Annotated in this window: 19 protein-coding genes; 10 read left to right on the top strand and 9 right to left on the bottom strand. The window is 70.4% G+C overall.

Features of this window, described 5'->3' with window-relative positions; translation table 11 throughout:
* A complete protein-coding gene (locus AB0F86_RS03905) occupies window positions 1-672 on the bottom strand; it encodes a TetR/AcrR family transcriptional regulator (RefSeq protein WP_067491940.1) in 672 nt (223 codons plus the stop codon).
* 91 nt (window positions 673-763) lie between these two features.
* Between AB0F86_RS03905 and AB0F86_RS03910 the strand changes: the two genes are divergently transcribed.
* The 4 genes from AB0F86_RS03910 (at window position 764) to AB0F86_RS03925 (ending at window position 4,434) form a co-directional block, all read left to right on the top strand.
* Entirely contained in the window at window positions 764-2,233 is a 1,470-nt protein-coding gene (locus tag AB0F86_RS03910) for an MFS transporter (protein ID WP_356984361.1), read from the top strand.
* A gap of 139 nt (window positions 2,234-2,372) precedes the next feature.
* Window positions 2,373-3,050: an urease accessory UreF family protein gene (locus tag AB0F86_RS03915; protein ID WP_356984363.1), complete on the top strand. Its 678-nt coding sequence runs from the start codon at window positions 2,373-2,375 to the stop codon at window positions 3,048-3,050.
* A gap of 21 nt (window positions 3,051-3,071) precedes the next feature.
* Window positions 3,072-3,779 (top strand): urease accessory protein UreG, encoded by a 708-nt coding sequence (gene ureG / locus AB0F86_RS03920; protein ID WP_181698138.1) that lies wholly within the window; start codon window positions 3,072-3,074, stop codon window positions 3,777-3,779.
* Window positions 3,769-4,434 carry an urease accessory protein UreD gene (locus AB0F86_RS03925; protein WP_356984365.1) on the top strand — a complete coding sequence of 222 codons (666 nt, stop codon included), beginning with the start codon at window positions 3,769-3,771 and terminating at the stop codon, window positions 4,432-4,434. The genes ureG and AB0F86_RS03925 overlap by 11 nt, the downstream gene beginning before the upstream one ends.
* A gap of 49 nt (window positions 4,435-4,483) precedes the next feature.
* On the opposite strand, the gene AB0F86_RS03930 is transcribed toward AB0F86_RS03925, so the two are convergent.
* The 4 genes from AB0F86_RS03930 to AB0F86_RS03945 form a co-directional block, all read right to left on the bottom strand.
* Window positions 4,484-5,296: a hypothetical protein gene (locus AB0F86_RS03930; RefSeq protein ID WP_356984366.1), complete on the bottom strand. Its 813-nt coding sequence runs from the start codon at window positions 5,294-5,296 to the stop codon at window positions 4,484-4,486.
* Window positions 5,297-5,472: 176 nt separating this feature from the next.
* Window positions 5,473-6,891: an NAD(P)/FAD-dependent oxidoreductase gene (locus AB0F86_RS03935; RefSeq protein ID WP_181698140.1), complete on the bottom strand. Its 1,419-nt coding sequence runs from the start codon at window positions 6,889-6,891 to the stop codon at window positions 5,473-5,475.
* 60 nt (window positions 6,892-6,951) lie between these two features.
* Window positions 6,952-7,833, bottom strand: a complete 882-nt coding sequence (locus AB0F86_RS03940) for a tat pathway signal sequence (protein ID WP_181698141.1) — start codon at window positions 7,831-7,833, stop codon at window positions 6,952-6,954.
* Window positions 7,834-7,922: 89 nt separating this feature from the next.
* Complete coding sequence (locus tag AB0F86_RS03945) at window positions 7,923-8,129, bottom strand: hypothetical protein (RefSeq protein WP_181698142.1); 207 nt, start codon at window positions 8,127-8,129, stop codon at window positions 7,923-7,925.
* A gap of 190 nt (window positions 8,130-8,319) precedes the next feature.
* Here AB0F86_RS03945 and recC point away from each other — a divergent pair, with 190 nt between their 5' ends.
* The 3 genes from recC to recD all read left to right on the top strand — a co-directional run bounded on the left by recC (window position 8,320) and on the right by recD (window position 17,528).
* Window positions 8,320-11,832: an exodeoxyribonuclease V subunit gamma gene (gene recC, locus AB0F86_RS03950; protein ID WP_356984367.1), complete on the top strand. Its 3,513-nt coding sequence runs from the start codon at window positions 8,320-8,322 to the stop codon at window positions 11,830-11,832.
* Between the two features lie 88 nt (window positions 11,833-11,920).
* Window positions 11,921-15,283, top strand: a complete 3,363-nt coding sequence (locus AB0F86_RS03955; protein WP_356984419.1) for a UvrD-helicase domain-containing protein — start codon at window positions 11,921-11,923, stop codon at window positions 15,281-15,283.
* Window positions 15,284-15,515: 232 nt separating this feature from the next.
* On the top strand, window positions 15,516-17,528 hold the full coding sequence (gene recD, locus AB0F86_RS03960; protein ID WP_356984368.1) for an exodeoxyribonuclease V subunit alpha: 2,013 nt from the start codon (window positions 15,516-15,518) through the stop codon (window positions 17,526-17,528).
* 83 nt (window positions 17,529-17,611) lie between these two features.
* Here recD and AB0F86_RS03965 read toward each other — a convergent pair whose 3' ends face one another.
* A complete protein-coding gene (locus AB0F86_RS03965) occupies window positions 17,612-19,330 on the bottom strand; it encodes a DUF4153 domain-containing protein (protein WP_356984421.1) in 1,719 nt (572 codons plus the stop codon).
* Between AB0F86_RS03965 and AB0F86_RS03970 the strand changes: the two genes are divergently transcribed.
* Window positions 19,233-19,955, top strand: a complete 723-nt coding sequence (locus AB0F86_RS03970) for a hypothetical protein (protein WP_356984423.1) — start codon at window positions 19,233-19,235, stop codon at window positions 19,953-19,955. The genes AB0F86_RS03965 and AB0F86_RS03970 overlap by 98 nt on opposite strands.
* 378 nt (window positions 19,956-20,333) lie before the next feature.
* Here the strand turns inward: AB0F86_RS03970 and AB0F86_RS03975 are convergent, their stop codons facing one another.
* Window positions 20,334-21,341 (bottom strand): ATP-binding protein, encoded by a 1,008-nt coding sequence (locus AB0F86_RS03975; protein WP_225280856.1) that lies wholly within the window; start codon window positions 21,339-21,341, stop codon window positions 20,334-20,336.
* 14 nt (window positions 21,342-21,355) lie between these two features.
* Window positions 21,356-22,045, bottom strand: coding sequence for a response regulator transcription factor (locus AB0F86_RS03980; protein WP_181699156.1), 690 nt, complete (start codon window positions 22,043-22,045; stop codon window positions 21,356-21,358).
* Window positions 22,046-22,287: 242 nt separating this feature from the next.
* Between AB0F86_RS03980 and AB0F86_RS03985 the strand changes: the two genes are divergently transcribed.
* Window positions 22,288-23,235 (top strand): EamA family transporter, encoded by a 948-nt coding sequence (locus AB0F86_RS03985; RefSeq protein ID WP_356984370.1) that lies wholly within the window; start codon window positions 22,288-22,290, stop codon window positions 23,233-23,235.
* On the opposite strand, the gene AB0F86_RS03990 is transcribed toward AB0F86_RS03985, so the two are convergent.
* On the bottom strand, window positions 23,196-23,876 hold the full coding sequence (locus tag AB0F86_RS03990; RefSeq protein WP_067491967.1) for a TetR/AcrR family transcriptional regulator: 681 nt from the start codon (window positions 23,874-23,876) through the stop codon (window positions 23,196-23,198). The genes AB0F86_RS03985 and AB0F86_RS03990 overlap by 40 nt on opposite strands.
* Window positions 23,877-24,020: 144 nt before the next feature.
* Here AB0F86_RS03990 and AB0F86_RS03995 point away from each other — a divergent pair, with 144 nt between their 5' ends.
* On the top strand, window positions 24,021-25,595 hold the full coding sequence (locus AB0F86_RS03995; protein ID WP_356984371.1) for a succinic semialdehyde dehydrogenase: 1,575 nt from the start codon (window positions 24,021-24,023) through the stop codon (window positions 25,593-25,595).
* Window positions 25,596-25,622 lie beyond the last annotated feature (27 nt).

The raw sequence follows: 25,622 nt of genomic DNA on the forward strand, positions 1-25,622 counted from the left end.
CTAGCCGGACCGGTCGGCGCGCGCGGCGAAACCGTCGCAGAGCGCGTCGAGGCCCAGGTAGAGCAGATCCTGCGAGGTCAGCTCGCTCACGCCCGCACCCTCCAGGTCCGCCAAGGCGGGCGGCACCGGGAACTGTGGTGTGCCTTCCAGTAGATCGCGCAGACCGTTGGGGTCGTCGGTCGCGGTGCGCTTGTCGGCGAGCAGGGCGCCACCGACCACCGGCAGGCTCGCGCCCGAGATGTAGTTCCACACCGTGAATGCCATCGTCGTTGCCTCGCGCGCCGACACCTCCAGCTCGCGCAGGCCCGCCACCAGCCAGGCCAGGCTCGCCAGCCCCTGGGGGCCGAAGCTGTAGCGGGGGACCGCGAAGGTCAGCAGTACCCACGGATGCTGCTGGTAGAGCTGCCAATCGATCTCGGCGGCGATGCGCACCCGGTCGCGCCAGGTCCAGTTCTGCCCGGTGGGGTCGGGATAGGGGTGCCGGGCGGCGATCTCGTCGGTCATCGCCGCGATCAGTTCGTCCTTGCTGTCCACGTGCCGATACAGCGACATGGTTCCCACCGCGAGCCGGTCGGCGATGCGTCGCATCGATACCGCGTCGAGGCCGTCGGCATCGGCGAGGGCGATCGCGGCGTCGACGATCGCCGCCCTGGTGAGCTTGGCCTCAGTCATCCCATGACTCACTTTCGTCATCCGGTCTTAATGCGTACACTGTACCGGTGTCTCGCGTACGCCGTACGCATACCCCTGGAAGGAACTCGGAATGACGAAGCTGGAACCGGCGGTGCCCACCGCAGTCGCCGGTGGACGCCGCGCATGGCTCGGATTGGGCGTGCTGCTGCTGCCGGTGCTGCTGGTGTCGATGGACATCTCGGTGCTGTTCCTCGCCATGCCGACCCTGACGAGCGACCTCGACCCCACCGCCTCCCAGCAGCTCTGGATCCTCGACATCTACGGGTTCATGCTGGCCGGCCTGCTCATCACGATGGGCAATCTCGGCGACCGGATCGGCAGGCGCAACATCCTGCTCGCCGGCGCGGCCGTATTCGGTGTGGCATCGGTGCTCGCCGCGTTCGCGCCGAGCGCCCCGATCCTCATCGCCGCGCGCGTGCTGATGGGTATCGGCGGTGCGACCCTGCTGCCGTCGAGCCTGGCGCTGATCTCCACGCTCTTCCCCGACGCCCGCGGGCGCGCCACCGCGATCGGCATCTGGACGGCGTTCTTCGCGGGCGGTTCGGCCGTCGGCCCGATCATCGGCGGCCTACTGCTGCACCACTTCTGGTGGGGTTCGGTGTTCCTCATCAATATCCCGGTGCTCGCGATCCTGCTGCTGTTCGGACCGTTCCTGCTGCCTGAACACCGCTCCACGACCCTCGGCCCGATCGATCTGCCGAGCGTGGCGCTGTCGATCGGCGGCATCCTGCCGGTGGTCTACGGCATCAAGCACATCGCCGCCGACGGGTTCGACCTCGTCTCGCTGGTGATCGCGGGTATCGGTGTGGTGATGCTCGTGCTGTTCGTGCGCAGGCAGCGTCATCTCAGCGAACCGCTGCTCGACCTGTCGCTGTTCACCCGGCCGCTGTTCCGGGTCGCCATCGGCGCCAGCATGGCGGGCATGATGTCGCTGGCCGCGATGAGCTACCTGACCAGCGTGTATCTGCAGTCGGTCACCGGGCGTGACCCGTTGCAGGCCGCGCTGCTCGGCATTCCGATGGCGGTGGCCGTGTTCGTCTGCTCGATGAGCGGGGCGAATCTCGGGCTGCGGATCGGAGTGCGGGCCGCGTTCACCCTGGCGCTCGTCGCGTCGGCGGTGGGAAACCTGATGCTGCTCGGCGTCGGTGTCGACGGCGGGTTGGCCTGGTACGTGGCCGGTTCGGTGATCGCCGGTATCGGTTACGGCATCTCCTTCACGCTGGTGTCGGATGTGGCGGTGTCCGCGGTGCCTGCCGAGCGCGCGGGTTCGGCGGTCGGAATCTCGGAGACCAGCTTCGAACTCGGCAACGCACTCGGGCTCGCACTGCTCGGTTCGCTGGCGGCGCTGGTGTTCCGCTCCGGCGGCGACTTCAACGAAACGCTGGGGGAGACCCTCGCGCACTCCGGTGGCAATGCGGGTCTGGCGCACGCCGCTCGCGAATCGTTCGTCAGCGGCATGCACGTCGCCACCACGTGCGGCGCGTTGCTGTTGCTGGCGATGGCCGCGCTGGCGTGGCGTTCGGCCCGGTCGACTCGCTGAACCTGCCGGTGGCGGCGTGACCGCCGCTACCGGTTTCCGGTCCCGCGCAGCACTCGTGCGATGTGAGGAGTGCCACCGGGCCTGCGGCCGGACGTGGCTCGCCGAGCGTTCCGGCGACGTCGTTGCATAGGATCGTCGGATGCGAAACGAGGGTGCGACGGGCCTGGCGACATTGCTCGCCCTGGCCGATTCGCGCCTGCCCATCGGCGGGCACGTGCACTCCGGCGGCGTCGAGGAGGCCGTGGCCTCGGGGCTGTTGCGCGACAACGCGAGCGTCGAGCTGTACCTGCGCCGCCGCATCGCGACCACCGGTCTGGTGACGGCCTCGCTGGCCGCCGCGGTCTGCGAGGGCACGCTCCCTCCCGGGCGTGCCGACCTCGAAACCGACGCGCGCACACCATCTCCCGCCGCGCGCGCCGCTTCCCGTGCCCAGGGTCGCGGTCTGCTGCGGCTCGCCAAACAACTCTGGCCCACCTCGGTCCACGCGGGCGACACCGACCACCCGAACTGGTCGACGGTCGGCACACGCCCGCACCTGTCGACGGTGTTCGGCATGGTCGGACAGGCCTGCGGTGCGAATGCCGAGGAACTCGCGGGCGTCGTCGTCTACACCACGCTGACCGGTGCCGCGACCGCCGCCCAGCGCCTCCTCGCCCTCGATCCCGCCGCCATCGCGGCGAGCACGCTGCGCCTGGCACCCCTGTGCGACCGGGTCGCCGCCGAGGCCGCCACGGGGTTGGCCGCGCTGTCGGATCCGTTGCAGGACGCGCTCGCCGAACGTCACCTCCACCGCGATATGCCACTGTTCGCGTCCTGACCCCGAGATGAAGGAGTTCCCATGCCGCCGCACCTGATCGATGGTGAACCGCACGATCACAGCCACGACCGGCCCAAGCGCGATCGGGTTCCCGGTGAGGCGCTGCGCGTCGGGATCGGCGGCCCGGTCGGCTCGGGCAAGACCGCGCTGGTCGCGGCGCTGTGCAGGCAGTTGCGCGACGAGCTCTCGCTCGCGGTGCTGACCAACGATATCTACACCACCGAGGACGCCGACTTCCTGCGCCGCCACGCGGTGCTGCCCGACGAGCGGATCACGGCCGTACAGACCGGCGGCTGCCCGCACACCGCCATCCGCGACGACATCACCGCCAACCTCGACGCCATCGACGACCTGGTCGCGGCCAATCCGCCGCTGGACCTGATCCTCGTCGAATCCGGTGGCGACAACCTCACCGCCACCTTCTCCTCCGGTCTCATCGACGTGCAGATCTTCGTCGTCGACGTGGCGGGCGGCGACAAGGTGCCGCGCAAGGGTGGCCCCGGTGTCACCTTCTCCGACCTGCTGGTGGTGAACAAGACCGACCTCGCCCCGCTGGTCGGCGCCGACCTCGGCGTGATGGAGCGCGACGCCGCCAAGGTGCGTGAGGGCAGGCCGACCGCCCTGATCTCGCTCACCGAGGACCCGGCCGCCACCCCCGTGCTCGCCTGGGTGCGCGAACAGTTGCGCGTGGTCGCCGAGCAGGACGCGGCCGCGGGCGTTGCGCACTGAACTGAGCATCGTCGCCGCGCCGGGCCTGCTGCCGCGCATCGACGCGGTCGGCGGCCTGGCCGGCCGCCACACCGGCGCCGATACCGTGCACCTGATCGGCACCGCCGCCACCCCGCTCGGCGGGGACGAACTCGACATCCGCATCGTGGTGCGGCCGGGTGCGCGGCTGGTCGTGCGCTCGGTGGCGGCGACGATCGCGTTGCCGAGTGCCGCGACCCCGATGTCGTCGGCGCGGTGGTACTTCGAGGTCGGGGCGGGCGGCGTCCTGGATTTCGACCCGGAACCGACCATCGTCGCGGGCGGCGCCCACCACCACATGGTGACCACCGTCGTTCTGGCCGCCGACGCGCAACTGCGATTGCGCGAACGCGTCCAGCTCGGTCGAAGCGGCGAGGACGGCGGCGGGTGGCGCGGTGATCTCGTGGCCGACGTGGGTGAGGTGCCGCTGCTGCGGCATCGTCTCGAATTGGGGGCGGGTGCGTCGGCCGACGATCGCCTCGACGCGCCGCGCGCGATCGACAGTGAACTGGTTTACCCCGACGCTCGGCCCGCGTGGACCGGCGGCCTGGACACGGTCCGCCTGCCGCTGGCCGCGGGCGGTTCGCTGGCGACGCGCACCAGTGCCCGCCTGCGCACGCCGGTAGCTGTGGGATAACCGAAAGTGGTGGGAGCCGGACGTATCCGACTCCCACCACGTCTGCGGGTCAGGCTTGGACGAGCTCGGATTCCTCGGCGTCGACTGCGTCGGGGGTGACCCCGCGCGGCGGCGCGAGGAAGCCGTTCGCGGCCCCGACCGCCGCGCCGACCCCGGCGCCGACGACCGTCGCGGGCACCGACACCGCCATGTAGCCGGCCATCCCGCCCAGGATCGGTCCCGCGACGAGACCGACCGGCAGGAACACCACGCCCGCGACCAACCCGGCCACGGCACCCACCGTGCTCGCCATCATCGCGGCCGGGATCGCCACGGTGGAACCGACCGCCGCGCCCCGTGCCGCCGTACCGATGGTCGACTCGGCGATCCGGTCCGAGCGGCTGCGCTCGAGCCCGACCGAGTCGAGGAAAGTCGCCAGATTCGCCTCGGTGACCGCCGAGGCGTCGTTGATCTGGATCGACGTCTCGACCGGAACGAAGTCGGGCACCGGAACCTGCTGGTCACCGAAGCGGAACTGGCCCGGCGGCGGCAGGATCGGCGGAACCGGCGCCACCGCGGTCGGCAGATGCAGCGGGCCGACCGGAGACAGGTAATCGTTCTCCGGGCCCGTGCGTGCCCACGGCAGCGAGCTGCGCGTGTTCGCGGGTTTCGGCGCGGTCACGTATGGGGCGGCATTGGGCGCGACCGCGTCGTACTCCGGTGCGATCGGCTGTTCGGGCTGCGTCACCGCCGCCTGCGCGGGATCGGCATTCGCGGTGCCCGTGCCGATCAGGGCCATGACCAGGGGTACTGCTCCCGCCGCGACGACCGAACCGACCTTCTGCCGCTGCGGGCTCGGCGCCCTGTGTTTCCCCGTCGCCATAGATCACCTTTCATCCGGGGGATTTGGTCACACATATGACCTCCGACATTCGGACCGGTGCCGTGGGCGGATGGGTCCGAAACGTCGGCAACCCGCAATATCGGTGTGCCGGAAGGTAACCGGAGACGACAAAGCCGGGTGGTTCGACGGAACCACCCGGCTTTCGCGCAGACGTGCTACCCGGACTTGCGCTCGTCGACCTGTTTGCGCCCCGACGGCGGGGCGCCCAGGTGGGCGGCGAGTTCGTCGGCTTCGGAGACGTCGGAGTTGACTTCCTCGATCGCCAACCGGGCGAACACCCACTGCTCGGTCGCCGCCATCTGACCGCGGTTGCGGCCGAGGAAGGAGACGAACCAGCCGATCACGGTGACGATCCGGCTGCGGTAGCCGACCAGGTAGTACAGGTGCAGGGCCAGCCACGCGAGCCAGGCGAGGAACCCGCTGAACTCGAGCTTGCCGATCTGGCAGACCGCGTCGAAACGCGAGATCGTCGCCATCGAGCCCTTGTTGAAGTACTTGAACGGCTTGCGTTCGGCCGGGGTCTGCCCCTTCAGCCCGGCCTTGATGGCCTTGGCCGCGTAGGTGGAACCCTGGATCGCACCCTGGGCCTGACCGGGCACACCGGGCACCGACATCAGGTCGCCGACCACGAAGACGTTCGGGTGACCCTTGACCGTGAGATCGGGCTCGACGATGACGCGACCGGCGCGGTCCACCTCGGTGCCGTCGGAACGTTCGGCGATCATCTTGCCCAGCGGGCTGGCCTGCACGCCCGCCGACCACACCTTGCACATCGCCTCGATGCGGCGGGTGCTGCCGTCCTTGTCCTTGACGACTACACCGTGCGCGTCGACGTCGGTCACCATGGCGTTGAGCTGGATCTCCACGCCCATCTTCTCGAGCCGCTTGGCGGCCTTGGCGCCCAGCTTCGGACCCATCGGGCCGAGTACCGCGCCCGCGCCCTCGAGCAGGATGACGCGTGCGTCGCGCGGGTCGATGGTGCGGAAGGTGCCGTCGAGGGTGCGGTCGGCGAGTTCGGCGATCTGCCCGGCCAGCTCCACACCCGTCGGGCCTGCGCCGACGACGATGAAGGTGAGCAGCCGGTCGCGTTCCTCCTGGGTTTCGGCCAGCTCGGCCTGCTCGAAGGCGCCGAGGATGCGGGCACGCAATTCCAGGGCGTCGTCGATGGTCTTCATGCCGGGCGCGTAGGTGGCGAAGTGGTCGTTACCGAAGTAGGACTGCTGCGCGCCGGTGGCGACGATGAGACTGTCGTAGGGGGTCACCGTGTCGCGGTTGAGCAAGCGCGAGGTGACCGTCTGGTTGTCCAGGTCGACGTCGACGACGTCGCCCATCAGCACCTGCGCGTTCTTCTGCTTGCGCAGCACGAGCCGGGTGGCCGGGGCGATCTCGCCGGTCGACAGGATGCCCGTGGCCACCTGATACAGCAGCGGCTGGAACAGGTGGGTCGACGTCTTGGAGATCAGCGTGACATCGACATCGGCCCTGCGCAGGTGCCGGGTGCCGAACAACCCGCCGAACCCGGAACCGATCACCACCACGCGGTGCCGCTGGTTCCCGACAGACTGAGTGCTCATCGTCCTGACTCCTCGGCTGACTGGGGTGATTACAGAACCGACCTTACGGGACGTGACGCCTCAGCGACCCGCAAGCAGGAGCTGGGCCACCTTGGTGTCGGTCTCGGCGCCCTCGGTGTAGCCGCCGTCGGCGCCGAGTGCGTTCATGATCGCCAGGGTATAGCGCTCGCCCTCGCCCGCGACGCCGACCGAGTTCACCACCCAGCCGTCGGCCTCGGCCGACCAGCCGTTCTTCAGGCCGGGACGCATCGCCGCACCGGCGCCCCACACACCCCAGTGCTGGTTGGAGTCGACCGAGCGCATCCGGTCGAGCAGGTAGGCCAGATCGTCGGGGTGCATGGTGTCGAGGATCGTGTTCATCAGGCGGTCCAGGTCGGCGGCGGTACACTTCTGGAACGACCAGTCCGGGAACAGCGCGGTGTTGGTCGGCTGCGGGATCAGGCTGACCATGCCGTAGGCGCGGAAGGCGTTGTTGTAGGCCATCCGGTCGAAGCCGATGTACTTGTGCCACAGCACATCCGTCGCCTGGTCGTTGGACGTGGCGAGCATCGCCTCGATATTGCCGCGGTCCTCCGGCGACAGCGCGATGGCGCCGACGCGGGCCCGGTTGAGCAGGTCGGCGGCGATGGCCAGCTTGATCGTCGAGGCGGTCCACACCTGGTTCTCGGCGTGTTCGTTGGCGTAGATGCCGCCGGTGACGCGGTCGCGCAGCACGTAGCCGACGACGCCGGGACGGCCGGCCAGGTAGCTGTTGACCTTCGCGATCCGCGCACTCATGTCGCAGTCGAATCCGGACAGGCACGCCTGGGTCAGGACCGGCGCGGCCTGCGCGGTAGCGGTGAGTACCGGGACGCCCGGGGTGAGGGCGGCCGCGGCGGCGAGGAGACAAGCTGTTGCTGCGACCCGGGAAACGACGCGGGTGGCGGGGGAACGGTCACGCACGAGGCACCACACTGGCACATCGGCGGCTCATACGCACCCTTCGCTGCCGAATCGTCACAAATCGGCCTTGTGGCACAGCGGGATTGCGATCAGTGATGCGCGGCGTGCGGGGTGGCGATGGGGCAGCCGTTGAGCCGGTGGCAGTGCTCGAACGCCTCGCCGTGACGATCGAGGGGCCACGAGTGCAGCACCTGATCGGGGCCGTAGCGCCGGGAATTGATGAGTTCCCAGCGGGCGCCCGCGCGGCGGACGACGAATCCGCCGTCGGGAACCAGGGCAATCACCTGCGCGATCATGAACCGAACCCGCCTTTCGTACCGCGGCCGAACCGTCCCACCCGAGCCAGCAGAGTCCCACGCCCCGGTTTCGTCCCGGCGCAGGCGTGGCCGGTAACGCGTTGCAGTGTGGTCTATTTCACTAGCTCTTGCCGGGGGTGCGGGCGGGGTCGCATGATTGCGGGTCGGTCGCTGGGCGTATAAACGACGGATGCCGTTGCACCTCCATCGCGCCGAACGCGCCGACGCGCTGGCCGACGGTCTCGGGCAGGTGCTCGCGGTTGCGCCCGGTGATCCTTTCGCCACCGAGGTGGTCGCCGTTCCCGCGAAAGGTGTCGAGCGCTGGCTGGCGCAACGGCTGTCCGGTGTGCTCGGCGTGGGCGGCGCGGGCGACGGGGTAGCCGCCAACATCTCCTTCCCCTCACCTGCCGCGCTGGTCGCCGACGTGCTGGCCGCCGCGAACGGGATCACCGCCGAGGACGACCCGTGGTCCGGGCAGCGGGTGGTGTGGTCGGTGCTGCGGGTCATCGACGAGGTGGCCGCCGAACCGTGGGCGGCGGTCCTGGCCCGCCACCTCGGGCTGCCCGGCGGCGATCACCGGCTCGGCAGGCGCTATTCGACCGCCGCCCACCTGGCCGCCCTGTTCGACTCCTACGCCGCTCAGCGCCCGCCTGTGCTGCTCGACTGGGTCGCGGGCCTCGACACCGACGGCGCGGGCGGCCCGGTGCCCGACGACCTGGCCTGGCAGCCGCGGCTGTGGCGTGCCTTGCGCACCGCCATCGGCTCCCCGAGCCCCGCCGAACGCCTCGCCGACGCCTGCGCCCGGCTGCGCACCGACCCTGCTTCCGTCGACCTGCCCGAGCGGCTGTCGCTGTTCGGCCTCACCCGTCTGCCCGCCGACCAGCTCGCCGTCTTCACCGCCCTCGCCACCCATCGCGAGGTGCACCTGTGGCTGGCACATCCGAGTCCGGTGCTGTGGACGGCACTCACCGATGCTGCCGGACGCGATGCGACCGGCAACGCCTCGTTTCCGCAGTCCGGTGCGGCTTCGCCGAGCACGGCTGCGGCTGTGCGTGGTGTCGATGGTGTGGGTGACTCGGCGAGCGGTGGTCCACCGGTCGGGGGCGGCTCGGATCCGGTCGCTGATCGGGATGAGTCGGCGCAGGCGAATCCGGCTGGGGTTCAGCGGTTCTCGGCGTCGCCTCGCTCTGCCGATCGGACCGCGGATCGCGTTTCGCACCCCTTGCTCACCGGCCTCGGCCGCGATGTCCGGGAGCTGGAGCAGCGGCTGAACCCGTTGCTGGACAGCGATAGTCATCTCCCGGCGCGACTCGATTCGACGACCCTGCTCGGCCGGGTGCAGTGCGCGATCCGCGACGACCGTGCCCCGGAGGTGGGGGCGGTGCCGGACGGCAGCATCGAGGTGCACGCCTGTCACGGTGCGGCCCGGCAGGTCGAGGTGCTGCGGGATCTGTTGCTGCGCACGTTCACCGCCGATCCGACGCTGGAACCACGCGACGTGCTCATCATGTGCCCCGACGTGGAGGCCTACGCCCCGCTGGTGCGGGCAGCCTTCGGGCAGCGTGGGTCGGGCACGGGGGACCAGCCCGTAGCCGGGGAACATCCGGCCCATCAGTTGCGGGTGCGGTTGGCCGACCGAGGCCGGGCGGTGACCAACCCGATGCTCGCGGTGGTGATCGATCTGCTCGAACTGGCCGACGGGCGCGTCACCGTGACGCAGGTCCTCGACCTGGCCGCCGCCGAAAGCGTGCGCCGCCGTTGTGGTTTCGACGACGACGACATCGAACGGCTGCGTGGCTGGGCGGCCGAGTCCGGTGCGCGCTGGGGTATCGGGCAGCGCCAGCGGGAGGCGTTCGGCCTGGCCGACTTCGCCCAGAACACTCTCAATGCCGCGGTGGACCGCATTCTGCTCGGCGTCACCGCCGACGAGTCCGGTGACGACTGGCTCGACCTTGCCCTGCCCCTCGACGATGTCGACTCCAACGATGTCGACCTGGCGGGCCGGTTCGCCGAGTTCGTCGACCGGGTCGCGGTCTGCCTGCGCGACCTGCGCGGCCCCCGGCCCGCCGCGCAGTGGACGGCGGTGCTGCTGCGCGCGCTCGAGCTGCTCACCGATGTGCCGGACTCCTACTCCTGGATCCGGGCCGAAGCGCGCCGCGAGATCGTCGCCGCCACCGAGCACGCGGGTGACGCGCCGCTGCGGCTGGCCGATGTCGCGGTGCTGCTGACCTCCCGGCTCGCGGGCGCACCCGGGCGCGCCAACTTCCGCACCGGTGAACTCACGGTGTGCTCGCTGGTCCCCATGCGATCGGTGCCGCACCGGGTGGTGGTGCTGCTCGGCCTCGACGACGACATCTTCCCGCGTACCGGCAGCGTCGACGGCGACGACCTGCTGGCCCGCGACCCTCTGATCGGTGAACGCGACGCCCGCAGCGAGGACCGGCAGCTGCTGCTCGACGCGATCATGGCCGCCACCGAACAGCTGCTTGTGCTGCACACCGGCGCCGACCCGGTCACCGGAGCCGCCCGCCCGCCCGCCGTCCCGGTGGCCGAACTACTCGACGTGCTCGCCACCCACGTGGGCTCGGCCGCGATGTCCGACGTGCACATCCGGCATCCGCTCCAGGCCTTCGACCGGCGCAATTTCGCACCGGAGCGCCCACGCAGCTTCGACACCGTCGCGCTCGCGGGTGCCCGGGCTGCCGCGCGTCCGTCCCGCCCGCGCCCACCGCTGCTCGCCGAACCACTCCCGCCCGCCCCGCCCGCGGACGTGGCACTGGCCGAACTGATCGCGTTCGCCGAACACCCGGTGCGCGCGTTCCTGTGGCAGCGCCTCGGCCTGCGGGTCCCCGAGGAATCCGAGGACATCGCCGACCAGTTGCCCATCGAACTCGACGGCCTGGCCAAGTGGGATCTGGGGGAGCGGATGCTCACCGCCCGCCTCACCGGCGCCGACCCGGCGGGATTGCGTGCGGCCGAATGGCGGCGAGGGACGTTGCCGCCCTTCGGTTTCGGCACCCGGGTGCTCGACGAGGTGGAGGGCACCGTCGACACCATCGTGCGCACCGCCCTGCCTGACTACGAGGCGAACCCGCGCGCCGTCGACATCGCCGTCGACCTCGGCAACGGCCGGACCCTCGCGGGTACCGTCCCCGAAGTTCGTGGCGAAACCCTCGTCCGCACCACGTACTCCCGTCTGGCCCCCAAACACCGTCTCGCGGCGTGGGTTTCGCTGCTCGCATTGGCCGCCACCGAGGACCGCTCGTGGCGGGCGATCAGCACCGGGCGCGGTCAGTTCCGCAGTCGCCCGGTCGCCCGGTCGATCATCACCGCCCCGGAACCCCCTGCGGCCCTTGCGATCCTGCGCGACCTGGTCCGCCTGCGCGACGAGGGCCTGTGCGAACCGCTGCCCGTCGCCCCCACCGCCACCGCCGCCTACGCCGAACGCCGCTTCCGCGGCGACAGCGTGGCCGACGCCCTGCTCGCCGCCGAACACGCCTTCGACGGCGGCCCCAACGGTCCCGACAAATTCGGCGACCACACCGACCGCTACCTGCGCTACATCTGGGGCCGCGCCCCACGCTTCGAGCAGCTGACCGCCGAACCCGCCCGCCCCGGTGAACCGGAAACCACCCGCTTCGGTGCCATAGCTCGCCGCTGGTGGGGCCCGTTGCTCGCCGCCGAAAATCAGGGGCAACCATGAAGACATCGCTGCCCGTGGGGGCGCTGTGGGCGACCGAGGCGGGCTGGGCGCGAGCCGGTTGGTACGAGGGGCCGAAGCGGTGACCGGGATGATGTCGGCGCCGCCGACCGAGGCATTCGATGCGGCGGGACCGCTGCCGCAGGGCACCACCGTGCTCGAGGCGAGCGCGGGGACCGGCAAAACCCATGCGATCGTCGGGCTGGCCGTGCGGTATGTGGCCGAGCAGGGGATCTCGATCACCGAACTGCTGCTGGTGACGTTCAGTCGTGCCGCCACCCAGGAACTGCGCGAACGCACCAGGGACCGCTTTGTCACCGTTGCCACCGCACTCGCCGAACCCGCTGCGGCACAGGCACATCCGGACGAACTGGTGCGGGCCCTCGCCGCCGCCGACCCGGCGACGGTACAGCTGCGCCGCCGCCGGCTGCTCGCCGCTCTCGCCGATTTCGACGCGGGCACCATCGCCACCACCCACTCGTTCTGCCAGCGCATGCTCGACGAACTCGGCTTGGCGGGCGAACACGACCCCGGCGCCCGGCTGGTCGAATCGGTCGACGACCTCGTCGCAACCGTCACCGACGACCTGTATCTGGCCCGCTACGCCCGCGACCGCGCCCCCTTCACCCTGCGTGACGCGCATATCCTCGCGCTGGCCGCTGTCCACGACCGGCACGCCGAACTCGCGCCACGCACCGAGGGCGCCGCAGGCGAACGGGTGGCGTTCGCGACCGCCGTGCGCGCCGAAACCGACCGCCGCAAACGCCGTGCGGGACTGCGTGACTTCGACGACCTGCTCGTGCTGCTGCACGACGTGCTCGCCGACCCGGTGCACGGTCGCGCGGCCTGTGCCCGTATCCGCGAGCGCTACCGGGTGGCGCTCGTCGACGAATTCCAGGACACCGACCCGCTGCAGTGGGACATCCTGCGCCGCGCCTTCCACGAACACGCCACCATGGTGCTGGTCGGCGACCCGAAACAGGCCATCTACGCCTTCCGTGGCGCGGAGGTGCTCAGCTATCTCGACGCGGTGGCGCACGCGCGACAGCGCAGCGAACTCACCCGCAACTGGCGCAGCGATGCCGGACTGTTGCGCGCGATCGATCACCTCTGTGGCGGCGCGGAACTGGGTCATCCGGAGATCAGCGTGTACCCGGTCGCCGCGACCCGCGCCGACACCCGGTTGCACGGCGACCCGGAGGTCGTCACCCCGTTGCGGCTGCGGGTACTGCCGCGTACCGGTGCCGGGCCGCGGAACAAGTCGGGGTTCCCGTCGGTCGGCAGGCAGCGCGCGAAGGTGGCCGAGGATCTCGCCGCCGACATCGTCACGCTGCTCGAATCCGGTACCAGCATCGAGGCCAAACCCGAACGCGGCGCGGATTATTCGCTCACCGAGGTCGGCGACGGCCGGGTGCGCAGACCGATCGGTCCCGGCGACATCGCGGTGCTGGTGCGCACCCGCACTCAGATCGACGTGGTGCGCGCCGCCCTGGACCGGGTCGGTGTGGCCTCCGTACTCGCCGGTGGCACAAGTGTTTTCGCGACGCCGGCCGCCACCGACTGGCTGTGGGTTCTGCGCGCACTCGAGCAACCTCATCGCGGTGACCGCGTGCGGTTGGCGGCCTGCACACCGATCCTCGGCGTCACGCTCGCCGAGATCGATGCCGGTGGTGCCGATCTCGTCGGGCGGATCTCCACACAGCTGCGTGAGGCGGCCCGCCTGTTCGCCCGCGCCGGATTCGCCGCCGTGTTCGACAAGCTCGCGACCGAAACCGAACTCGCGCCCCGACTGCTCGCCGTCGACAACGGCGAGCGCGAACTCACCGACCTGCGTCACCTGGCCGGTCTCCTCGACGAAGTCGCCCACACCGAAGGGCTCGGTCTGACCGCCCTCACCCGCTGGCTGGCCGACCGGGTCCGCGACCCGGAGGCGGGTTCGGTGAGCGGGCGCAGCCGCCGTCTCGACCGCGACGCCGCCGCCGTCCAGATCGCCACGGTGCACGCCAGCAAGGGACTCGAATTCCCCATCGTGTACCTGCCTTTCGCGTGGGACAGTGCCAAGAACCCTTACCCGGCGACCTTGCTGTTCCACGACGACAACGGCACCCGGGTGCTCGACATCGGCGGCAAGGACGCCCCCGGTTACAGCGAACGCCAATTGCGCTGCGAGGCCGAGGAATCCGGCGAAGAACTGCGGCTGCTGTATGTGGCGGCGACCCGGGCGATGTGTCAGGTGGTCACCTGGTGGGCGCCCGCCGTCACCACGGGTGCCGCGCCGCTGCACCGGATGATCCTCGGCCGTCGTCCCGGTGCGTCGCAGGTACCCAGGCGTGCCGAGATTCCCGCCGACGCGGCTGCCCTGCAACGCCTTTCGGAATGGGCTGCCCCGGCCGCCGACGTGATCTCGGTGACGGCGGTCGACCGCCCCGAGAACGTGGCGCCGCGCCGGGTACGCACCGAACTACCCACCGGTGAGCTGGCAGCCGCCGAATTCGACCGGCCCCTCGACCAGCTGTGGCGGCGCACCTCCTACTCGGCCCTCACCGCGGGCGCGCACGACCTGGCCTCGGTCAACGACAGCGAACCCGAGGACGGGCCGGGTCCCGACGACGAACCGGACACCCCGCCGCTCGACGTGCCGACGGTGGTCGCGGCGGCACCGTCGCTGATGAACGCCCTGCCCTACGGTGCCGAATTCGGCACCCTCGTGCACAGCGTGCTCGAAACGGTCGACACCTCCGTCACCGACCTCGCGGCCGAGGTACGCGCGCGGTGTGCCGAAGCGGTCGAGCACACCATGGCCGAACTCGATGTCGACCTGCTGTCGGAGGCACTGTTCCAAGTCCTGTGCACGCCGGCCGATTTCGGCTCGCTGGCCCGCATCCCGACCAGGGACCGGCTCAACGAGCTCGAGTTCGAACTACCCCTCGGCGGCGGTGACGACCCGCGCGGCCGGGCCGCCACCCTGCGCGATATCGCCGCCCTGCTGCGCACCCACCTTCCACCGGACGACGACCTGTCAGGCTATGCCGATCACCTCGCAGCCCTACCCGAGACGGTGCTGCGCGGTTACCTCACCGGCAGCATCGACGCCGTGCTGCGGGTCCCCGGCGACGGTGACTTCCAGTACGTGATCGTCGACTACAAAACCAACCGGCTCGGCACCGGCGACCTCACTGTCGAGCACTACCGTCGCGAACACATGCTCGCGGAAATGATCCGCTCCCACTACCCGTTGCAGGCACTGCTGTATGCCGTCGCGCTGCACCGCTATCTGCGCTGGCGCCTCCCGAACTACGATCCGACCCGCCACCTCGGCGGCGCCCGCTACCTGTTCGTCCGAGGCATGATCGGCGCCGACACCCCACCCGGCCACGGCGTCTTCGACTGGTACCCACCCGCCGAACTCGTTGTGACACTGTCGGATCTGCTCGCCGGGGAGGGTCCTCGATGACGGGCGCAGCTGTTTCCGCCGGGTGCGTCCGGTCGACCGACGCCCAAGGATCCGCACCGACGGATCCGGACGCGCATCGGGGAGTGCATCCGCACCTTCGACCCGACACGGTCGTGCGGCCGGCCCTCGGCATGCGGGGACATTCCAGGACAGCGATGTCGGCGGATGACCGCGCCCGCGACGAAGACCAGCGTCCCGCCTATGGGCGGCGGATCGGTGGGAGAGCGAGAAGGTGACATCGATTCAGGTGGCGCAGCGGGGGACCGGTCTGCTGCGGGTCTTCAACGAGGCAGGTGTGCTGTCGGCTGCCGACGTGCATGTGGCCGTGCGGTTGGGGCGGCTCGGGCGTGAGGACAGTGAGGACGTGTTGTTCGCGGCGGCGCTCGCCGTGCGTGCGGTGCGGTCGGGATCGGTGTGTCTCGAGCTGGCGCGGATGCGTGAGATCGGTGTCGATGCCGACGAAAGTCGTGATGCCGCAACCGGTATCGATCCCGCGACACTGCCGTGGCCCGAGACGGACCGGGTGCTCACGGCGCTGCGGGCCAGTCCACTCGTGCAGGGTGGTCAGGCCGGACCGTTGCGTCCGCTACGGGTGGTCGAGGCCGATGCCGACGGTGGGGCGCTGCTCTACCTCGACCGCTACTACCAGCAGGAACAGACGCTGCGCCGGGCACTTGTCGAACGCAGCGCCGACCACCCCGTCGTCGACACCGCCCTCGTGCGTGCCGAACTCGACCGCCTGTTCGCCGACCCCCTCGGCGAGGGCCCCGACCGGCAACGCCTCGCCGCAGCCCTGGCCGCCACTCATTGGACCACCGTCGTCGCGGGTGGTCCCGGCACCGGCAAAACCCACACGATTGCCCGAATCCTGGCCCTGCTGACGGCCCACCGCAGGGCGAACCCCAAACTGCCCGCCCTGCGCATCGCCCTGGCCGCCCCCACCGGCAAAGCAGCGGCCCGCCTGCAGGAAGCCGTGCGCGACCAGGCCGCCGAACTCGGCCTCCCCGAGCTCACCGCGTCCACCCTGCACCGCCTGCTCGGCTGGCAACGGGGCCGCACCACCCGTTTCCGTCACCACGCCCACAACCGTCTGCCCTACGACGTGGTGGTCGTCGACGAAACCTCCATGGTCTCGCTCACGATGATGAGCCACCTGTTCTCGGCCCTGCGCCCCGACACCCGCCTCGTCCTCGTCGGCGACCCCGACCAGCTCGCCTCCGTCGACGCGGGCGCCGTCCTGGCCGACCTCGTCGCCGGACCGGTCGTCGGCGTCCCGAACCCGGCCCTGCGCGAACTCCTGATATCCGGCACCGGGTCAGCATCCGCTGCGGCTCGTGCGGGGGAAGAGACCGCCTCCGGCGATGACGCCGCCGTTGTGACCGATGCGGCAGCCGGAACCTCTGCCGCTGACGGCGAAGGAATGCCCGCGAATTCGCCTGCGCAGGAAGTCGATTCGCTCAGTGCGCTGGAGATGCGGCGTCTGCAGGGTGGCATCGTGCGACTGACCCGTGGGCGGCGCTTCGGTGGGCGGATCGCGGATCTGGCTGTCGCCGTGCGTGCCGGGGATGCCGATGCTGCATTGGCGATTCTGCGCGCCGGGGGAGACGACGTATCACTGTGTGGTCCTGACGATATCCGTGCGGTGCGCGCCGACGTGACCACCGCGGCGCTCGCTGTCACGGAGGCTGCGGAAGCCGGTGACGCGGTCGGTGCGCTCGGCGCGCTGGAATCACATCGTCTGCTCTGCGCGCATCGGCAGGGCCCGTTCGGTGTCGAGCGGTGGGATCGGATGGCGGCCGAATGGGCGGCTGCCGGTGGCGCGGGACCCGAAGGGCCACAAGCGGTGTGGTACCCGGGTCAACCGCTGCTCGTCACCGCCAACGACCACGAGGCGCGCATCTACAACGGCGACACCGGTGTCATCATCCGCCGACCCGACGGTTCCCTGCGGGCCGCCCTGCAACGCGGCAGTGAGCCCTACCTCGTGCATCCCACCCAATTCCCTTCGGTCGTCACGGTTTTCGCGATGACCATCCACCGCAGCCAGGGCAGCCAGTACGACACCGTCTCGGTGGTCCTGCCCGAACCCGAATCCACGCTCCTCACCAGGGAACTCCTCTACACCGCGATCACCCGCGCCCGCACCCACGTGCGCATCATCGGTACCGAGGACGCCATCCGCGCCGCCATCGCCCGCCGCGTCCTGCGCGCCAGCGGTCTCACCCGTACCACCCTCGCCACCTGACGTCGGATCGAGATCACCACGCTCCGGTGGCGGGATTTCGGGCTGAAATCCCGCCACCAGAGCGTGGTGATCGAGCGCCCAGGTCAGCGGGCGGAGCTGCGGGAGAGGTTCCAGGCCCACCAGGGGTCGTCGTCGAGGCCTCTGCGGATGTTCGGCTCGATCTCGGCCCGGAGCGGGTCGGGGAGCCCGCGCAGAGCCGGGAGGATATCGGGGGACAGGGTCGTGAGGTAGGCGGTGTCGAGCCGCCCGTTCTGTTCCCACCGGTCGATATTCCGTTCGGCGACAAGGTATTCCGGGTTGATCACCGCGAGGGCGACGAGCGTGGCCAAGGCGGTGCCGACGGCGGCGCGCGGCACCCAGCTCCACCGCAGCCGTCCGATCGCGACCAGCATCAGCACGTACAGCAACCCGACCCACAGCTCGCACATCGACACCAGCAGACGCAGCACCGTGAACCCGTAGGCCTGCTGGTAGGTCCACATGCGGCCGAGCGCGGAAACGACGATGATCAGCGTCAGCAGGCTGACCACACCGAGCAGCACCCGCACCCACAGCCGGTCGGCGGCGGTGTCCTTGGCCGAGAAGTGCAGGACGGTGGCGATCACCGCCAGGGCGAGGATGCTCACCGCCGACAGCTGCCAGAACCCGCTCCGCGCGTACTCGGCGTAGGTGAGCCCGGCGGTGCGCTGCACGTAGTCGTCGCCGCCGAACAGGGCGACGAACTGGCCACCGAGGAACACCCCGAACAACACCGCGAGCACCGCCACCGGCAACGCCCACTCACTGCGCGTCCACAACCGCCTCGGCCGGACGGTCTCGCCGGCGGCGGGCAGCGGTCCGGCCAGCAGGTACAGCGCACCCAACGCGCCCATGCCCAGCACGGCGAACAGCACCAGCCGCTCCCAGGCGGCAGCGGAGTCCACCTCGGGCACCAGCCCGCTCAACAGCGTCGCGAACGTCGCGTCGGCCCCACCGAGCAGTGGCACGAAAACCACGAGCAGCACTGCCGTCGCGGCCACCGAAACCCCGTACCGCCGCACCCGCGACAACTCGGTCGTCCCGGCCTGCCGCACCCCCGAGAACGCCCACGGCACAGCGACGAACGACTCGATCGGCACCGCGATCATGTCGAACCACACACCCCGCGTACTCCGCCGCCCCAACACCGCGAACGACCCCGCCACACAGGCCCCGATCACACACCACGCGAACAACCACCCCGCCGCCCGAACAGCCCCGACCCCCAACAGAACCAGCGCCAACCCGACCCACCAACTACGCCCCCACCGCAACGCCACCCGCTGCACCACCCGCACGACCGATCCCCCGGCCCCTCCGCCCCGTCCCGCACCAACGAAACCCGCACCGGCCCCGGCAATCCCGCTGTCCCCACCAGCAGCCACAACCTCAGGAGCCGTCACCCCACCCGCACCAGTTGCCGGACCGGCACTGGTTGCCGGACTCGTAGCGGTTGTTGGACTCGCACTGGTTGCTGGACTCGCAGTGTGTGCTGGACCCGGAGGGGCTGTTGGACTCGCACTGGTCGCCGGACTCGCGGCGGCTGCCGGGTTCGGTGTGGCATTGACGCTCGGACTGACCCTTCCGTGCGGACTCGCACCGGATTCCGCACTCGCAATTGGGCCGGCGTCTGCGCTGTCACCCGGGCGCGTGCCCGCATTCGCACCGGGTCCCGCAGGAATCTCGGTGCTCGCGCGCGCGGCCGTGTTGGTGTCGGCCTCTGATTCCGCGGCTGCGCTCGTAGACGTATCCGAGCGTGCGCTGGGCGTCGCGGTGGCGGGCATCGAGGGCGGGATGGTCTTCGTCTGCTCGGTCCGCGAGCCGTCCACGACTCGGGTGCCGGTCGCATTCGGCGCCGTCGTCGAGTCCGCGGCTACCGGCTTCTCTCCGGGATTCGCTGAATCACCGGCGGCGCCAGGAATTCGCTCCGACGTTCGCGTGGTACTTCTGCGCGCTCGCTGGTCGACGGCGCAGAGGGCGGCGGTGATGGCGGTGCCGGTGAGGAGCCAGCCGATGCCGGGGCGGTCGGTGGGGATCACGGTGGCGCCGACGACGCCGACGAGCGCTGCGGCCGGAAGGACGCCGGACGGGCGGGCGACGCGGCGCCAGCGCGGTGGGGTCGGGGGACGTGGTGGTGCTGCGGTGTGCCGGATGGGCGACATCGGTTCCACGGCGGCTGCCTGCCAGCCGGACGTCCAGGACGGGGGAGTAGAAGTGCCCGATGCCGACCGGCTGGCGGGGGATGTCGTCGGCTCGACCACGGAGCCTGGTGATCCGTTGGGCGCGGCTCTATCCGGTGCGGGGGTCGAATCGGACTGGAAAGGTTCGCGCGCCGGGGCAGTGGTGTCAGCGCCGGAATCGGCAGTTGCAGTGTCCGAATCACCGGACTGCGCGGTATCGGACGGCTGATTGCCCTTCTGCGCAACAGAATTCGCGGTCGAATCGCCGGAATCGGCGCCGTGGTGTGGCGCTCCGAGCTCGCTCTGCTCCTTCGCGCCGGGTGGGGCGGCATCGGGTTTCGCCTCGGGTCGGGCGGTGTCCGGCACGGCGAGGGCGACGGGGCCTGCCTCTGGGCTCGGCTCAACTCGGGCCTCGGGTGTGGTGGGCGTGGGAGAGTCTCGGCGTTCCGCACCTGATCCGGCAGAGTCCGCCGGATCCGGTGTGGCATCGGGAAGTTCGTTGTCCTCGCCGGACCGCTCTGTGGTCGATTTCGTCATGTTTCCCCTCGAAAATAGGTGTGCTCGTCCGCCCCCGGGACCAGTGGTCGGGGGTGGTGATGTGGGTGAGTCAGGAGGTGGGCAGGACTACCCGGATGCGCGAGCCGGGGTCGGCCACCGCGATCGTGCCGCCGTGCAGGTCGACGACCCAGCGGGCGATGGCGAGGCCGAGCCCGGTACCGCCGCCGTCGGTGCGCCCGCCGCGGGTGAAACGGTCGAAGACGGTGGCGCGGTCGGCTTCCGGGATGCCTGGGCCGTCGTCCTGGATCTCGAGGACCACCGTGTCGGCATCGGCGCGGGCGGTCACGCGCACCTCACCGCCTGCGGGTCCGTGCCGGGCGGCGTTGTCGAGGAGGTTGAACAGCACCTGGTGCAGCCGGGAGCGGTCACCGAGGACCACCGCGTCGGCCGGTTCGACCGTCGTGGTGAACCGCACCCCGCGACCCAGCGCGGCCGTCATCACCTCGGCCTCGGCAATGGCCTCTGTCAGAAGTGTTGTCAGCGGAAGGGTTTCGCGATCCAGGGGACTGGCCCCCGCTTCGATGCTCGACAGGTCGAGTAGTTCGGCGACGAGCAACCCGAGCCGTTCGGTCTGCGCCAGCGCGGTGCGCAGGGTGGCCGGGTCGGGGTCGCTCACCCCGTCGACGATGTTCTCGAGTACGGCGTGCAGCGCGGTGACCGGTGTGCGCAATTCGTGCGACACATTCGCGATGAGATCGCGGCGCTGCCGGTCGGCGGCGGCCAGATCGGCGGCCATCTGGTTGAACGCGGTCGCCAGCTGGCCCACTTCGTCCCGCGACGACGCCCGCACCCGGAAACTGTAGTCGCCCTGGGCCATTCGCCGGGCCGCCGCCGTCATCTCGCGCAGCGGCCGGGTGATGCCGTGCGCGAGGATCTGCGAGGTGACCAACGCGATGAACATGGCGGTCAGGGTGGTGAACGTCGGCAACCAGCCGATCCGGAACCAGAAGTAGGCGAACGCCACCGCACCCGAACAGACCATCAGCACAGCGAGTTTCAGCTTGATCGAGCGCAGTGGGTCGAGCGGGCGAGGCAACCGGTCGGCGATCCGGTCCAGTGCGGTCGGCACGCTCATCGCGCGTCCAAGGCGTAGCCGACACCGTGCACGGTGCGGATGAGGTCGGCACCGAGCTTGCGCCGCAACGCTTTCACATGCGAATCCACCGCCCGGGTGCCCGCCGCGTCCGACCAGTCCCAGATGTCCTCCAGCAACCGCTCCCTGGCCAGCACCGCACGCGGCCGCTGCGCCAACCGGGTGAGCAGATCGAATTCCAGTGGGGTGAGCCGTGCTTCGGCCTCGCCCCGCCACACCCGGCGCTCGGCGAGATCGATCCGCAGATCACCGACGACGATGCTGCTGTCGCCGCGTTCGGTGGCCCGGTCCACCCGCCGCAGCAGCGCGTGCACCCGGGCGGCCAGCACCCGCATGGAGAACGGTTTGGTCAGATAGTCGTCGGCACCGACACCGAGCCCGATCAGCTGGTCGGTCTCGTCGGTGCGCGCGGTGAGCATCAGCACCGGAACCGAACGCTCGGCCTGAATCCGCCGGCACACCTCGAGACCGTCGAAGCCGGGCAGCATCACATCGAGCACCACCAGATCCGGTTCCCCCGCCGCCGCGGCGGCCACTGCCGCCGGACCGTCGTGCGCCAGGTCGACGGTGAATCCCTCGGCGCGCAAACGCGCCGCCACCGACTCGGCGATCGTCACCTCGTCGTCGACGACGAGGACCCGCCGCGCCGTACCCCCACTGAGTTCCATGCTGCGACCCTAGCGACCGGGTGTGGAGGGTTGCGTCGCCAAATGTGGAGATTGTGTGTGGAGTACCCTCGGCCGGGTGAACCCGCGTTTCCGCTGCACCCCGCCGCCCACCTCCTGAGCGAGGTGCCCCCGCGCGCCGCGCGGGTCGGCAGGCCCCCGCCGTCGGGTCGACGGCACAGCGGTTCCGCATGTCCGCACCTCGCTTCTCGCGACCACTCATTCCTTCTGTCGCAGGAGCTTTCATGTCTTCTCTTCTTGCCGGGCGAGTGTCCCGGCCCACCGCACTCCGCCGGGCAGGCATCACCGAACTCGTTCTCGCGGGCGTCCTGTGGGGGACCGGCGGACTGCTCGGCACTGTGGTCCAGCGCGGGACGGGACTGTCACCGGTTGCGGTCGCCACTGTGCGGCTGGCGGTCGGCGGCCTGCTGCTGCTCGGGCTGTGCGTGCTCACCCGGCGCGCGATACCGCGCGGTGGACCAGCCTGGCGTCGCATCGCCGCGATCGCCCTGCTCGCGCCGATTTTCCAGGGCTGCTATTTCGGTGCCGTGGCGCTGTCGTCGGTGAGCCTGGCGACGCTGCTCACCATCGGCATGGCCCCGGTGATCGTCGCCGGGCTCGAATACGTCACCGGCCGACAACGCCTCGATACAGGCCGCGCGGCAGGCATCGCCCTCGCACTCCTCGGCCTGGTCCTGCTCGTCGGAACTCCGGGTGCGGGCGGTTCCGGTGTGCTGTTCGGTGCGGCGCTCGCAGTCGCCGCGGCGTCGGCGTTCGCGCTGCTCACACTGGTCTCGGCGGCCGAGGTGCCGGGCCTGGACCCGGTGACCGCCACTGGAGTCGGATTCACCATCGGCGCGATTGTGCTCGCCGTCCCGGCCGTTCTCACCACAGGAGCCGTCGATCTCGCCCCCGGCTCGGTGGTGACGATTCTCGCGCTCGGACTGTTCCCCACCGCGATCGCATACACGCTGTACTTCCGCGGTCTCACCGGTGTCGGCGCGGGAACAGGCGCCCTGCTCGCCCTGCTCGAGCCACTCACCGGCACTCTGCTGGCGGTGCTGGTGCTCGCCGAACGCCTGTCGCCGATGGGCTGGCTCGGTGCGGCATTGCTGTCGGTCGCGCTCGTCGCGGCGAGCCGCCCGCAGCGTACTCAGGAATCCGGGAACAGGCCGGGCAGTTCCATCGCGTAGGCGAGGTCGTCGCGTGTGCCGAGGGTGACCAGCAGGATGCGGATCATGGTCACCCTCGCCTCCGACACCAGGATCGGGTCAGGATCGCTGCCCGGCTCGGCATCGGCCGTGAGCCGGTAGACGACGTATTCGCACACGTGCAGCGCCGCGTCCAGATCGAGCGGCGCGGGCACCGTACGGCCGAGCTCGCCGAACGTCTTGCGCACCAGATCGCGGATGTCGTCGAGCGCGCGTTCCCGATAGGCCGACACCGGCGAACCCGGATCGTGCAACTCGGCGAACAACGGCCGCAACATCGCACCGTGCCCACGCGCCCAGTCCACATAGGCGTCGATGAGCCGGATGCCCAACTGCACCGGCTCGTCGGTCCCGGCCAGCGCCGCGCTGATCCCACCGACCAGCCCGTCGTTGCTCGCGTCGAGCACCGCGCGCAACGGTTCGGCGGCATTGCTGAAGTACCGGTAGAAGGTCGGGCGCGCCAGACCGGCCTGCTCGATGATCTGGGCGACACTCAACCCGCGCGAACCATTGCGCGCGAACACCGCCGCGGTCGCCTCGACGATCCGGGCGCGCACTTCCTCGGCCTGCTCCTGGGTCTGCGGTGGCCTACCGCGACGCACCGACGTCGCCTCCTCGGTCATCGCACCTCCACTCCGTCGGCGAACTCGCTGCCGAAAGCTTGACACGAACCCGGGCCCACGCATTAATCTAACACCAGTGTTCAGCAAATAGCCGAATATCCGCGCCTGCACCGCGCGACCACCTGGTGAGGAGAAGGGCCGACAATGACGACCGCCCCCGAATTGACCGCCGAACCGACCGCGCTGCCGAAAACGCTGGTCAAGCCTCTGTTCGACCGGGCCGTCGCCGGTGGCGCACCGTCGGTCGAGGTCTTCGCTCCCGCTACCGGCCACAAGATCGGTGACCTGCCCCAGTCCTCGATCGCCGATATCGACCGCGCGTTCGCCGTCGCCCGGCACGCGCAGCGCGACTGGGCCAAGGTGCCGGTCAAGCAGCGCGTCGAGATCGTCCGCCGCTTCCACGACATCGTGCTCGCCGAGCAGGAGACGGTGCTCGACATCGTGCAGACCGAGACGGGCAAGTCGCGACCGCACGCCTTCGACGAGGTCGCCGACGTCGCGCTGAACTCGCGCTACTACGCCGCCGTCGCCCCCAAACTGCTGGCCGACCGCAAGCCGCGCGGTGTGCTCCCGGTGCTCACCGCCGTCGACGTGCACAACCGCCCCAAGGGCGTCGTCGCGGTCATCTCGCCGTGGAACTACCCCCTCGCGTTGTCGGCCTCCGACGCCCTGCCCGCCCTGGTCGCGGGCAACGCGGTGATCGCGCGCCCCGACAACCAGACCGCGCTGTCGGCCCTGTGGGCCATCGACGCCGCCGAGCGCGCGGGTCTGCCGCGCGGGCTGTGGCAGGCGGTGCTCGGGCGCGGCCGCGAGATCGGTGGCGACGTGATCGCGCGTGCCGACTACGTCGACTACACCGGTTCCAGCGCCACCGGCCGCACCATCGCCCAGCAGGCGGGTGAACGCCTGATCGGCTACTCGCTCGAGCTCGGCGGCAAGAACCCGCTGCTCGTCCTCGCCGACGCCGACGTGTCCAAGGCCGCGAAAGTGGCTGTGCGGGCGTGCTTCTCCTCGGCCGGTCAGCTGTGCGAGTCGATGGAACGCATCTACGTCGACGCCTCGGTCTACGACCAGTTCGTCGCCGAATTCGTCGGCAACGTCAAGAACATGTCGCTCGGCGGCGAACTCGACTACAGCCGCGACATGGGTTCGCTGACCTTCCAGCGTCAGCTCGACACCGTCACCGCCCACGTGGACGACGCGGTCGCCAAGGGCGCCAAGGTCCTCGCCGGTGGCCGCCCCCGTCCCGACCTCGGCCCCTACTTCTACGAGCCGACCGTGCTCGTGGACGTGGCCCCCGGCATGACGGTCTACCGCGAGGAGACCTTCGGCCCGGTCGTCTCGGTCTACAAGGTGAACTCCGACGAAGACGCCATCGAGGCGGCCAACGACACCGCCTACGGTCTCAACGCCAGCGTGTGGAGCCGCGACGTGGACCGGGCCCGCGAGGTCGCGGCACGGATCAACGCCGGATCGGTGAACGTCAACGACGGTTTCGCCGCCGCCTGGGGCAGCATCGACGCACCCTCGGGTGGTCTCGGGATCTCGGGTCAGGGCCGTCGCCACGGCCCCGAGGGCCTGCTGAAGTACGTCGACACCCAGACCGTCGCGGTGCAGCGTGTGCTGCCGATCGGGCCGCTGCCCGGTATGTCCGAGCAGCTGTGGGCCAAGACGATGACGCTGGTTCTCGGTGCCATGAAGACGCTGCGCCAGAAGTAGCGCGCACGAACGAGCAGGGGTAGGTAG

This window comes from Nocardia sp. NPDC023733, assembly GCF_040639775.1.
Classification (GTDB): Bacteria; Actinomycetota; Actinomycetes; order Mycobacteriales; family Mycobacteriaceae; genus Nocardia; species Nocardia rosealba.